Origin of the sequence: Desulfobacter vibrioformis DSM 8776 (genome assembly GCF_000745975.1) — a bacterium.
GTDB lineage: Bacteria > Desulfobacterota > Desulfobacteria > Desulfobacterales > Desulfobacteraceae > Desulfobacter > Desulfobacter vibrioformis.
In genome coordinates, this window is the sequence record NZ_JQKJ01000049.1 from 1 (window position 1) to 12,506 (window position 12,506).

Annotated in this window: 14 protein-coding genes; 3 read left to right on the forward strand and 11 right to left on the reverse strand. The window is 44.1% G+C overall.

Annotated elements, in window-relative coordinates; translation table 11 throughout:
* Nucleotides 1–382: 382 nt before the first annotated feature.
* The 3 genes from Q366_RS18325 to Q366_RS18335 all read right to left on the reverse strand — a co-directional run bounded on the left by Q366_RS18325 (nt 383) and on the right by Q366_RS18335 (nt 2,433).
* On the reverse strand, nt 383–664 hold the full coding sequence (locus Q366_RS18325) for a ComEA family DNA-binding protein (RefSeq protein ID WP_035241991.1): 282 nt from the start codon (nt 662–664) through the stop codon (nt 383–385).
* Between the two features lie 265 nt (nt 665–929).
* Nucleotides 930–1,856, reverse strand: a complete 927-nt coding sequence (locus Q366_RS18330; RefSeq protein ID WP_035241993.1) for an OmpA/MotB family protein — start codon at nt 1,854–1,856, stop codon at nt 930–932.
* Nucleotides 1,857–1,944: 88 nt separating this feature from the next.
* Nucleotides 1,945–2,433 carry a hypothetical protein gene (locus tag Q366_RS18335; RefSeq protein WP_035241995.1) on the reverse strand — a complete coding sequence of 163 codons (489 nt, stop codon included), beginning with the start codon at nt 2,431–2,433 and terminating at the stop codon, nt 1,945–1,947.
* 303 nt (nt 2,434–2,736) lie between these two features.
* Here Q366_RS18335 and Q366_RS18340 point away from each other — a divergent pair, with 303 nt between their 5' ends.
* On the forward strand, nt 2,737–3,231 hold the full coding sequence (locus Q366_RS18340) for a hypothetical protein (RefSeq protein ID WP_245620016.1): 495 nt from the start codon (nt 2,737–2,739) through the stop codon (nt 3,229–3,231).
* A 15-nt stretch (nt 3,232–3,246) separates the two neighbouring features.
* Nucleotides 3,247–4,476, forward strand: a complete 1,230-nt coding sequence (locus Q366_RS18345; RefSeq protein WP_035241999.1) for a D-alanyl-D-alanine carboxypeptidase/D-alanyl-D-alanine-endopeptidase — start codon at nt 3,247–3,249, stop codon at nt 4,474–4,476.
* On the opposite strand, the gene folE2 is transcribed toward Q366_RS18345, so the two are convergent.
* From folE2 to lon, 7 genes are all read right to left on the reverse strand, one after another.
* Complete coding sequence (gene folE2, locus Q366_RS18350) at nt 4,465–5,244, reverse strand: GTP cyclohydrolase FolE2 (protein ID WP_084691905.1); 780 nt, start codon at nt 5,242–5,244, stop codon at nt 4,465–4,467. The two genes, Q366_RS18345 and folE2, sit on opposite strands and share 12 nt — an antisense overlap.
* Entirely contained in the window at nt 5,241–5,921 is a 681-nt protein-coding gene (locus Q366_RS18355) for a tRNA 2-thiocytidine biosynthesis TtcA family protein (protein WP_281175505.1), read from the reverse strand. The genes folE2 and Q366_RS18355 overlap by 4 nt, the downstream gene beginning before the upstream one ends.
* A 69-nt stretch (nt 5,922–5,990) precedes the next feature.
* Nucleotides 5,991–6,200 (reverse strand): DNA-directed RNA polymerase subunit omega, encoded by a 210-nt coding sequence (gene rpoZ, locus Q366_RS18360; RefSeq protein WP_035242004.1) that lies wholly within the window; start codon nt 6,198–6,200, stop codon nt 5,991–5,993.
* 70 nt (nt 6,201–6,270) lie between these two features.
* Nucleotides 6,271–6,738 carry a transcription elongation factor GreA gene (greA, locus tag Q366_RS18365; protein WP_035242006.1) on the reverse strand — a complete coding sequence of 156 codons (468 nt, stop codon included), beginning with the start codon at nt 6,736–6,738 and terminating at the stop codon, nt 6,271–6,273.
* Between the two features lie 66 nt (nt 6,739–6,804).
* Nucleotides 6,805–7,467, reverse strand: a complete 663-nt coding sequence (locus Q366_RS18370; protein WP_035242008.1) for a phosphatidylserine decarboxylase family protein — start codon at nt 7,465–7,467, stop codon at nt 6,805–6,807.
* 57 nt (nt 7,468–7,524) lie between these two features.
* On the reverse strand, nt 7,525–8,220 hold the full coding sequence (tsaB, locus tag Q366_RS18375; protein WP_035242010.1) for a tRNA (adenosine(37)-N6)-threonylcarbamoyltransferase complex dimerization subunit type 1 TsaB: 696 nt from the start codon (nt 8,218–8,220) through the stop codon (nt 7,525–7,527).
* Nucleotides 8,220–10,595 (reverse strand): endopeptidase La, encoded by a 2,376-nt coding sequence (gene lon, locus Q366_RS18380; RefSeq protein ID WP_035242012.1) that lies wholly within the window; start codon nt 10,593–10,595, stop codon nt 8,220–8,222. Before lon ends, tsaB begins: the two co-directional genes overlap by 1 nt.
* A 336-nt stretch (nt 10,596–10,931) precedes the next feature.
* On the opposite strand from lon, the gene Q366_RS18385 reads away from it, so the two are divergent.
* Nucleotides 10,932–11,717 carry a prepilin peptidase gene (locus Q366_RS18385; RefSeq protein ID WP_035242014.1) on the forward strand — a complete coding sequence of 262 codons (786 nt, stop codon included), beginning with the start codon at nt 10,932–10,934 and terminating at the stop codon, nt 11,715–11,717.
* A gap of 40 nt (nt 11,718–11,757) precedes the next feature.
* On the opposite strand, the gene Q366_RS18390 is transcribed toward Q366_RS18385, so the two are convergent.
* The gene (locus tag Q366_RS18390) at nt 11,758–12,117 is read right to left on the reverse strand and encodes a DsrE family protein (protein ID WP_035242016.1); all 360 of its coding nucleotides are present in this window, start codon (nt 12,115–12,117) and stop codon (nt 11,758–11,760) included.
* Between the last annotated feature and the right edge of the window lie 389 nt (nt 12,118–12,506).

Below are 12,506 nucleotides of genomic sequence, written 5' to 3' on the forward strand. Positions count from 1 at the left end.
CACTTTAAGCTGTTACGCCCCAAGCGCATTGTCATTGACCCGCTCTTTTCTTTTTCACTGACCAATTTTCAAAGATCAAAATTCTACTCAAGAACCTCAAATGAACAGAACTCGAGAAGAATATATAAATACGAAACCATTGTCAACAGTTTTTTTATTTTTAATATTACAATAACACAAGCCCGGACGACAGGCGTTCTCCAAACTGCATATTTTTTTCTTTTATGCCCATATCTGTCCGATAGTTCAGCCTGAAATAAAGACTCCCATGCTGAAAATTCAGCATGGGAGTTTTTAATAGTGCAAAATGAATGCTCTGCGAGCAAAGGCTTATACTTGGGAATCAAGATTTAATTGTGTTTAACGTATCTTGTAAGCTGCTTCACGTATCCTTAACGCGGATTTGATCTTTATTCGCTTCAAACATTTTAGCTCCGATTCCCTTTACCTTCATAATATCTTCTATTTTTGTAAAGGGCGTAGTTTTGCGAAATTCGATTATCCTGTCAGCAATGGCATCACCAACATATTTCAATGTTATCAGCTGTTCTTTGGGCGCGGTATTAATGTTCACCTTCTTTGCGTCAGCCATTGCCGGCAGCGTACAGAGGGCCACCATCACACAAACCAGAAGACAAAGGCTTCTTCTTAACTTTGTTTCCATACTTCCTCCATGTTATATATTGGTAATAAAAATCTGCACATTTGGATTACAGACGCTGAACACATTTTGGATCAATATGAAAAAAGAAGATGAGAGTTGACCAAAACAAATATTAGACCTATCAGATCAGAAAGCAGCTGAATCAATTCAACAATCAAGACATTTATTACCCTAATAAATGTCTAATAAAATATCAATAACTTTTTTGCCTTTGTGGGAGTTCAACAGAAAATTATTTCCTCAGGCAATGGAAATTGCCTGAAATTTAACCACTGAATACGACCGTGAGCTGTGCTCGACGCTGGAAGGTTTTCTTTGATGACTGCATTTTGGCTGCAAACCGGTACTCTCCTGTTGAACCGATTTTAAAAATATCCGATTTCAGGCCGTTTTTCACCATTTCATGAACTACGTTGGCTGCCCGGGATGCACCTAACTCCAGGTTGGATGGGTATTTGCTGGTATGAATAGGGTCAGGGTCTGCATATCCGTTGACATAAACTTTAACGTCATAGGGTTTAAGGAACAGTGCCAGTTTCTTTAAAAAGGATTTGTATTCCTTGGCCAGGGCCGCGCTACCGGAAGAAAAAAGGATCGGCAACGTATTGTTAATCTTTGCGCAGCTTCCGCCTTCCTCCATGACCTCTACCCAGTCTTCAAGGCCGGCCTTTTTAACGGCCTGTTCAATGTCTGAAAGTTTTGCCTGCACATTGGATTTATCAGGTACTTTTACCCCGTTTTTCATAACTGGCGTGGACGAAACCTGAATCGGAGGTGCCTTTTTTTCCGGGTTTTTTTTCATGTCATAGATCTTTTTGTACTTTGAAACGGCGTTGGAAAGATGTTTTTTTTGCGTCTCAAGCTGGGAAATTTTTTTCTCTTTCAATATAGCAGAGTCATGGAGCAACTGTGGCACATGTCTTCCAGAATCAATTATGCGGTTTATTTTGGCGATAAGCCAGTCAAGATCTTTCTGAGTGTCATGGATTTGTTCATTTAAAACGCCCTCCTGGGTCTGGTAGTCTCCAAGGAGTCCCTCAAGTTCTATAATTGAATACGTTTCCGGATCAAGTTTAAATGTTTGATAAGCGCCATTTGAGATATTGGCATAATAAAGAAGTATGGTATACAAAGGTATCAGGACAAACACCACCCTGCCTGGGAATGTCGATGTCAAAGGAAAAGTTCCCATGAGGCCCCCCTTGTTAATTTTCTGTTAATTTGAATCTCTCCCATGCCTTGGCGGACACAATCCCTTGTTGCTTGCCTGCTTAACATCATCAGCCCTTATCTGCAATACCCACAGGCCACCATATCATGCCTTCTCTGGAGAAGTTAATTCTCAATCTTAACCGGGCCAGGGTAATGCCATATTCCCCCTGGGTAATATCCATCACTTCGGTTCCCCTTAACCAGGATTGCGTATGCACCTGGATTGTATCCTGGTTTATGGTTCCCCGACCTGCTTTCATGTAGGCATCCACATAAACGCCACGAACGGTTTCAACCAGCTGTCTGTATCCATCCGCAACAGCGGCACGCTCCGCCATGAGTATCGCTTCTCCTTTTGTTAATGCATTTTCAGGCTCAAGCCCCTTGCCCGTCACCTGAAACGTGACAACTTTTTGATTAACCGTATTGCCTGCAGAAGAATCCAGGACGCCTCCCGCCCCTCCCTCAGAAGAAGTAATACGTCCCGGTCCTCCCCTGTTACACCCCCATAATAATAAAGCAATTAAACATACCGACAGAGCCAATAGTTTCTTCATAACATCATATCTCCCCATTTGCGGTTAACAGTTGCAAAATCAAATGTGTCAGCCATTGATTCACATATTGTATTCATGTTAAAAACAAATCGTCAGTTGGGGCTTTAAACTTTAAAAACATTGATGTTTCTGCGTTTACAGTTAAAATAACGCCGACTCCCCACGGTTAAAACGGACAAACAGATGCAATCCAATTTGAGAACACATTTAAAAACTTATCCAAAAATCTATTCAAAAAGCCATTCAAATTTCGTACCTTATCCTATAAAAAAAAGAGGATGGCTTCTCACTACAGGATTTTTTTTGGTTTTAATATCCTTGAAACCTCTGCCTGCCGGTCATTTTGAAGGGATTGCCACCTATTACATTCGATTTGATCTTAAAAGTTCCAGCCAACGGATCACCGACGGAAAACTGACAATGGTGCCAGCACATGAGGATTTCAGGGCGGCAAATTTTTCTTATTTTCCAGTATCCGGCATTATTCCGGCCCTGCCCCAGGAAGCGGCTCAGACCATTGAGGCCAAATCAAAGCAGAATGCATTTATTCAATTGTTAGAACAAAAGGGGCTAAAATCGGTAAAAACCCTGAACTATGATACCATTATCAGTTATGAAGGCTGTGTTCAGGTGCCTGTTGCCCTGTTTATTTCTCCCTATGATGATAAGAACAAAGGATTTCCTTATACTGCCCGTGTTCTTTTCAGCCCGTTAAGCTTTCCGGATCAGTGGGAATCATTGCGCCGCCGATTCAAGGTCAAGGAACTTCTTGACAATTTTTTCCTCTTCTTTCAATAGTCTTTTTTTAATACCATGAAAAATAAAACTCAATTATTTCTTCGCCTGACTATTTTGGGTCTTTTCCTTATCATTTTCACATCCATGCATGTTTGCGCCCAATCATCGGGTATTATTTTATCCGATGATCAGGGCAGAACTATTTATGCAAAAAATCCGGATAAACCTTTAATTCCCGCATCAACCTTGAAAATACTGACCAGCCTTGCGGCAATCAGAACGTTAGGCCCCAATTTCCACTTCCAGACATGGGCCTATTACGACAAAACAACATTAAACCTTTACCTGAAAGGATTTGGAGATCCTTTATTTATCTCCGAGGAAATAACCAAGTTTGCGCATCAAATTTCAAGCCATATTTTCAAACAGGTCTCTGAAGGCCGTTTTTCATCCGCGGTTATCCGCAATATCATTGTGGATCAGACCTATTTTACTCCCCGGATTACAATTCCCGGTGCCGGCTCTTCTGCCAATCCTTATGATGCCACAAATGGGGCACTATGTGCCAATTTTAACACAATTTTTTTGAAATGGAACAGCCAGAACAAGCAATATATTTCTGCTGAAAAGCAAACCCCGTTCCCAGATATTCTGGCGCAGCAGATTACTCCCGGATCAAAAAAAGCTGACAGGATGCTTCTGTCTTATGAACTCCGGCAGGATTATCCGGGCATACTGATGCACTATTTTTTAAAAGAATCAGGGATAAAAATAACAGGGACTGTCCAGGAAGGTGTATTTGCCGGATCTGCTAAAGAGTGCATTGTATACACATCGTCCTTTAGTCTGGCCGATATTGTTAAAAAATTGCTGGAATTTTCAAATAACTTTATTGCCAACCAGCTCATGCTGACCATGGGTGCCCGTATATCCAGCCCGCCAGCCACCCTTGAAAAAGGAACGGCTGCACTGAACACATTTGCAGAAGAAACGCTAGGCTTAAGGGGCGTCTCGATTATTGAGGGCTCCGGCCTGTCCCGGCGCAATCAGGTGACGCCTGCCCAGATGAGGGATATTCTTATTGCATTTATGCCCTGGTATGAATTTTTAAAAAAAGATGGGAATGAATTCTATAAAACCGGTACGCTGTCAGATGTCAGAAGCCGTGCAGGCTTTTTCCTTGGAAAAGATGACCGGCTTTATCCCTTTGTAATCATGCTGAATCAAACCAGTACCGGATATGACGCAATCAGGGCGTTGCTGAAAGAAAAGGTTTCAGCGGTCAGCCATAACTTAATTCCTTGAATGTTCTATATAGGCATAAGCGCTGTGATTATGAATGGATTCAAAATTTTCTGCACTCACGGAAAACCAGGTGATGTTGGGATCTTCGATAAGTGCCTTGGCCACATCCCTTACAATGTCTTCGACAAATTTTGGATTATTGTAGGCTTTTTCCGTGACATATTTTTCATCTGCACGTTTCAGCACCGAATAAATATCGCAGGATGCAGCCTGTTCAACCAGGTTGACAATCTCTTCTATCCAGATAAATTTATGAAAACGGGCCGCAACAAGCACCTCGCCTCTCTGATTGTGGGCGCCATATTCTGAAATTTCTTTGGAGCAGGGGCATACAGAGGTAACAGGAACCGCCACTTTTAACACAATGTCTGCTTTTTTCCGGCCATTGGAAGAGCCAATGATCGTGCAATTATAGTCCATCAGACCCTTGGATTGGGTGCAAGGAGATATTTTTTCAATAAAATAGGGAAAAGATATTTCAATGTGTGCAGATTTTGCCCCAAGCGAGGCTTTCATATCTTCCAGAATGATGGTCAGAGAATCAAGAGACACCGAGGTATTAACTGTATGCAGCAATTCCACAAAGCGGCTCATATGGGTGCCTTTGCACTGGTGGGGTAAATCCACATACATGTTGATTTCAGCGACTGTGGATTGGGAACCATTGGCTTTATCCCGGACAGTCACCGGGTATTTAAGCCCCTTGATGCCGACTTTATCAATGGGGATATTCCGAAAATCCGGCTGATTCTGTATATCAATCATCATGATATCTTTAAAAGATAATCAGCGGCGATGTTACCCATTGCCCTGAATATATTTCCTTTTATATGTTTATTCTGCCGGTACATCATGTCGAGCATATCTGCAACATCTTGCCTTTTGGTGTGGCCGGCACTTGGGCATGTGTTAACAAATTCCGGCAAGTCACAAACTTTTGCAAAACTGTTTATCTTATGTTTTTCAACATAGGACAACGGCCTGATAATTTTAAGGCTTCCGCCGAAAAATGACTGATTAGGCTTCATTGTTCCTATTTTCCCAGCGTAAAAAATATTGATGAACAATGTCTCAATCAAATCATCTTTGTTGTGTCCTATAGCAAGTTTTTTACAGCCATGCTCCCGGGCAAGTTCAAACAGGCGTTTGCGTCGCAGCCTGCTGCATAAAAAGCACGGATTTTCTGTATTTTCATCAGAGTGGGCACGTCTGCCGTAATCGGTTTTTTCCACCACCATACCCTGATGAGACTTCTTATATCTTTCATTGATATAAGAATCCAGTTTTTTAACAAAAGAATTGTGAAATCCCGGATCTATATAAGCAGGAATAAGTTCAAATGCCACAGGGGCATGTTTTTTAAGGGAAGCAAGAAGATGAAAAAGGGCCAGGCTGTCTTTTCCGCCGGATACACCCACCAGTATCCGGTCGTTATTTTCAATCATCTGCCAGTCGTGAACCGCCTTGCCAAGCAGATGCATTAGACGTTTTGTCAGTCTTTTACCCAAACCAGACTATTTAGTGTCAAACTCGGTATCTTTTTTTACAACAATCCGGTTCGCGGCAATTTCACGCAGGACGGTTACAACATCTTCATTTTTCGAGGATGGTACAAGGAAGTCAGCCCCCTCCCTGACCTGACGGACCCGTTTAGCTGCCAGATGTACAAGGGTGAATCGATTATCCACATTTTTCAAACAATCTTCAATCGTTACACGTGCCACAGCACTTTCCTTTCTAAAATTTTATTGAAATTTACTGCAATCTAAAAAAACCAGATTAAAAAACAATAAATCAAAGAATATCAACAACCTCATAAACCCGTTTTCCGCCCGGTGCCTGGACAACGGCCTCTTCTCCCGGCATTTTTCCGATCAGGGCTGAACCAAGGGGGGAAGATGCAGAAATTTTGCCGTTTTTAATATCAGCCTCATCCTCACCGACAATCATGTACTCCGTTTCTTCTTCGGTATCCAGATTCTCCACAAGAACGCGGCTGGCAAAACGTATCACATCCTTGGCCACAGTGGCAGGGTCAATTACTTTAGCGTTTCCGATCTTATAGGAAAGCTCACCGATCCGGCCTTCAATAAAAGACTGTCGCTCCTTTGCAGCATGGTATTCAGCATTCTCAGACAGGTCTCCATGGGCCCTGGCCACCTCAATGGCTTTGATTATCTCAGGACGGTCCACGGTTTTTAATTTTTCCAGTTCTTTTTTCAAGGTCAAAAAACCTTGCTTTGTTACAGGTATCTGGTCCAAAATTTAAAATTTACTCCATAGTTTTTTTATTGACATCACAGTGCATGGCGCATTCATTGTCTTTTTTCAGCACATACGACCGATAACACTGCTTCCGGCACTTGTTTTGTCCCCGGGGTTAACAAGTATTTCAAAGTCCATGGGCAGATAAAGATCCAAGCGTGATCCAAACTGTATCATACCGTACCGGTCGCCTTTGTGAACCTGCTCATTGATTTCCACGCAGTTGACAATACGCCGTGCAATGAGTCCTGCAATCTGGACACACACATAACGACGGCCATCGTCCGTTCTTATTACCAGTGCATTGCGTTCATTGTGAACGCTTGCTTTATCAAAAGACGCGTTTACAAATTTACCCGGATGATATTGAACCTTTTCAATCATACCGCTAAAAGGAATACGGTTGACGTGGACATTGAATACACTCATGAAAATACTGACCTTCTGGCAGGGTTCATCCATGTACTCACACCGGGCAATGCGCTCTACAACAATCACCTTCCCGTCTGCCGGAGAGACCAGAAGATCCCCGCCTTCCGGCGTCATACGGTCAGGGTCTCTGAAAAACCAAGTAATAAATAAAGAGACCAGCAACGCCAGCCCCCCTGTTTTCAGGCACCCAAAATAAAAAAACATCCCCGTAACAAGGATGGCTGCAACAACGTATTTAACGCCTGGCATGGCAATGGGAAACACTGCCTTTGCCGGCCATTTAGAGTTATCCATATCCTCCTGCCTAAATAACCAAAACCGAATGTTTATATCAAGTATTCAAATATATTGTCAAGCGCCTGTTTTCCCTTCGAAATGGATCTGCGCATCGGATTTTCTATGATAAACCGGATTCAGGGGGTGCTTCTCAAAATCAAACACGCCTTTATCAGACAGTGCAGAAATAACCAATGCACAGGCACTGACCCCATCCATGGATGGATGAGAAAGTACAGCTTTGTCATGGGTTCGGCTGCAGATTCTTTTGCGGTATACCTTTGACCCTGATCCGACAAACAGTGCGCCGGCACCGGCCTGGTCAATGGCAGTCTCCGGCGGACACACCATTTCCGGACTTTTTTGAATAAGCTTGCCATGATGGAACTGATATACGGCAGAATACACTTCTTGGCGCCTGGCATCCATCATCACGCACACAGGCTTTTGCGAATGACAGAATCTGAACGCAATACCGTCAAGACTTGAAATCCCTGCACAGGGCTTCGATACAGCCCTGGCCAGTCCCTTAACCATGCTGATGCCAATACGAAGCCCGGTAAAACTGCCGGGCCCCCTGGCTGCAATGAATCCGTCTATCCGGTCAATGCCTCCCCCTGTCCGACTTTTAACGGCCTGCTCAATCATGGATAAAAGTCCTTTTGAATGGGTCTGCCGGCTGAACAGGCTGGACTCAAAAACAAGGGTATTCTCTTCAAACAGGGCCATGCTTGCGCCCTGCTCTGCCGTACTCAGGGCAAAAAGGTACATTATTCCGCTTCCAGGGCGAGATCCAGAACCTCCCTGACATCCTTCACACAGATGAATGTCAGCTTGGATTTCACAGATTTTGGGATATCATGGAGATCCTTTTTATTTTTTTCCGGAATAATCACGGTTTTAATTCCAGCCCTTAAAGCACCTAATGATTTCTCCTTAAGGCCTCCTATGGGCAGCACCCTGCCCCGCAAAGAAATTTCACCGGTCATCCCCACCTTGTTGTTCACCTTTTTACCGGTAAACGCCGACACCAAGGCTGTCGCAATGGCAATACCGGCCGAAGGACCATCCTTGGGGATGGCACCGGCGGGTACATGGATATGGATGTCGTTGGAATCAAAGGCGTCCTTATCTATCCCCAGGGCTTCCTGATTGGCCTTGGTGTATGTCAATGCGGCCCGTGCTGATTCCTGCATAACCTCACCGATCTGCCCGGTGAGTTGCAACTCTCCTTTGCCGGGAAACAACGAGGTTTCAATATACAGATGCTCACCACCCACTTCTGTCCAGGCAAGCCCCGTGGCCAATCCGACCTGACTTTCTTCCTGATCCATTTCATTAATATATTGAGGCGGGCCAAGGTATTTGGTTAAATTCTGACAGGTAATGGAAAACCGCCCCTTTTGGCCCTCCGCGATCTGGCGGGCTATTTTTCTGCACACCGAATCCAGCTTGCGCTCAAGCTCCCTGAGCCCTGCTTCCAAAGTGTATTCCGAAACTATGGACTCCATGGCATTGGGGCTGAAATTAATGGCACGGCGGGTCAAACCGTTGTCTTTAATTTTTCTTGGCAAAAGATGCTGTCTTGCAATCACGACCTTTTCCTGGCGGGTATATCCGGAGATATGGATCAACTCCATCCTGTCAAGCAGGGCTGAAGGAATGGTGTCAGCCATATTTGCTGTCAGAACAAACAACACATCTGACAGATCAAAGGGCATATTCAGGTAATGGTCGGAAAACTCGAAATTCTGTTCAGGATCCAAGGCCTCCAGCAGTGCTGATGAAGGATCACCTCTGAAATCATTTCCCAGTTTATCAATCTCATCCAGCATAAAAACCGGATTTTTAGTGCCGCATTGACGAAGACCCTGCAAGATTCTTCCAGGCATGGCACCAATATAAGTTCTGCGGTGTCCCCGGATCTCTGCCTCATCACGGATACCACCCAAAGAGACCCGGTGGAACTTACGTTTCATGGCCTTGGCAATGGCACGGCCAAGCGAGGTCTTGCCCACCCCCGGAGGGCCGACAAAACAGATAATCTGACCCTTTTTATTTGGATTGAGTTTACGCACGCTTAAATATTCAAGAATTCGTTCCTTGGCCTTGTCCAGTCCGTAATGATTCTGGTCTAAAACCTCTGCGGCTTTTTTTATATCTAAAAAATCCTTGGTGGTTTTGCTCCAGGGAAGTTCCACAATACAATCCAGATAAGTTCTGACCACCGACGCCTCGGAAGAATCAAAATGCATCTGGTCCAGACGGGTCAACTGTTTCAGGGCCTCTTTTTCACACTCTTCCGGCAGTTTGCATTTTTTTATTTTTTCTTTAAAGTCAACTATTTCGGCAAGTTTGTCATCATTTTCCCCGAGCTCTCTATGGATGGCCTTAACCTGCTCCCGAAGATAATAATCCCTTTGATTTTTTGAAATTTCATCTTTGACATGGGTCTGAATTTTAGCCTGAACCGTTGATAAATCCAGCTCCCGGGCCAGAAGGTCATTGACCCGGGTTAAACGCTCAACCGTATCCGTGGTTTCCAGAATACCCTGGGCATCCTCCACCTTCAGGTTAAGATTAGAAGCCACCAGATCCGCAAGTTTGCCCGGAGAGCCAATGTGAGATAAAAGGTCTCCCACATCACCGGAAAATTCTCCCTTAAGGGCTAAAAGCTTTTCACTGTTCTCCTTGACGTTACGCATCAGGGCTTCAATTTCGATATCCAGGGAATCAGGTTCAATATCAGAAACAGTCTCCACCCTGACCTTAAAAAAAGAACGCTTTTGAACGAATTCAATGAGTTTTGCTTTGGAAATCCCCTGGACCAGAGCTTTGATCCTGCCGTCCGGCATTTTAATCATTTTCTGGACCCGGGCAATCGTACCGATATCATAGACATCCGTCGGCCCCGGCTTTTCCATTTCTGAGTCTTTCTGAACCGACAAAAAAACATACCGGTCAAATTCCACACACTCCTCAATGGCCTTAATGGATTTTTCCCGTCCAACAAATAAGGGGAGCAGCATGTCTATAAAGACCACCACATCCCTGACCGGAATCATGGGAATCACCGTTGGAATGTCTTCGATATTACCTTCTTTTTCAATTATTTCAATCAGATCATCAATATCTGCTTCTGCCATTTATGCTCCTTGATTACATAACGGCCATGGGCCGCGCCTGCATTCTTCCACCAGGTATACCCCTGGCACATGGTGAAGGAGTGTCAGACCCCTTTCATAAAAAAACAGGACCAGACCGAAATCCACCGAACTGCCTGTGGTTTTCTGGATTGGCCCTCACATACGGGTTAGGTGTATTCTGCGCTCTAAATTGTATTTACAATACAACAGAAAAATATTTTTACAATATCCTTGAAAAAATATTTTTATCATTGGATAGTTGACTTAAACTATATCAGGACATTGTCAAACATCCCGGATGCACTAAAACCTGTTGATCATCGTCCAAGGAGAGTTATGGTCCAGCTATCTATTTTTATTTCTGTTATGTCCTTTATTTTCGGTACCTGCATCGGCAGTTTCCTCAACGTGGTGATTTACCGGATGCCGGAAGGTCAATCCATTGTGTCACCCCCTTCCCACTGTCCTGCCTGCAACCATCCAATTGCGTTTTATTTCAATCTCCCGATCATAAGCTTTCTCATACTCAAGGGTAAATGCAAATTTTGCAAGGCGCCCATTTCCATACGCTACCCTTTGGTGGAACTGCTCACCGGGGTATTGGCCCTGGGACTTTTCTTTAAATTCGGATTAACGCCAGCCGCACTTTTTTATTTTACATTTGGCGCTGTACTCATTGCCATCTCCTTTATTGATCTGGATTATCAAATTATCCCGGACAAGTTATCCCTTCCCGGAATTATCATTTTTTCCACATCCTGTGTTTTTGTACCTCAAATGCGCTTTGTTTCGGTGATATGGGGCATCCTGGCAGGTGGCGGCGTTTTATATCTTGTGGCCTTTTCCTATTATTATCTTCGCAAACGCCAGGGCATGGGGGGCGGAGACATCAAACTGTTAGCCATGATTGGTGCAGCCACAGGCGTGAAAGGGGTCTTATTCACACTGTTTACAGGTTCTGTATTCGGGACCCTTGGCGGGGTGGCTGCCATGGCCCTGGCAGGAAAATCCGAAAAAAGACAGGCCAAAATTCCCTTTGGCCCGTTTCTCTCTCTGGGCGCTATGCTCTACGTTTTCCGGGGGGAGTCGATAATTCGATGGTATATTGATTTCCTGAAATAGTGTCTGAACGGATTTGCGTTCAGACACTAAACATAATTTGTCACAGGCTGATGACCGCAGCATCACAGGATCGGTTGATAAATTCGGCAGCCGAGGCCATGCGCGCCCCCTCGATAAGATCATCATCTCTAATCTGCCGGGCATTGGCGCAAGGCGTGCAGACCAGAATCGGCACTTCATGGGCCTGAAGATAAGCCAAAAGATCGTCCGCCACATCACCGGTGGCAGCCCGGACATGGGTAATGATACCTTTTCTAGCCAGATATACCCCTTCATCCAGCAGGAACAGGCATGTATTTTTCCCCTCCTTATGTGCGATGGTTGCCAGATGAATAGCCCGGGTGGCCCGGTTGGTATCATTGGTGCCGCAGGATAATGCAATTACCACGTTGTTTGTCATGACTTCCTCCTTTTTTAGATGTCTAAATAAGATCATGAACTTTCAGCAATTCTCAGTGAACGTTAGTAATTTCCTGAATGTTCTCAGTTTCACAGATTTTGATCTTTGTTAGCGTGCTAATTCAAGTTCGGCAGTTTGTTTTTCTGATAGATTTTATCAAAATCAGAATATTTGTAAACAACCTGATTGCCAAAGGCAACAAAAATCCGAATGCCGATTTTAACAAATTGGCATGCCGAATGTACCAAAAGCAGGGTAAGATGGAAGATGAATCAGGGAGCCCTGATTTCAGAAGAATCTTTCATAATAAGAAGTAATAATGACTCCCAGTTACGGAATATGATGACTCGAATAGTACAGCGTAATTGGTTCCAGAATTCTTTACGTGC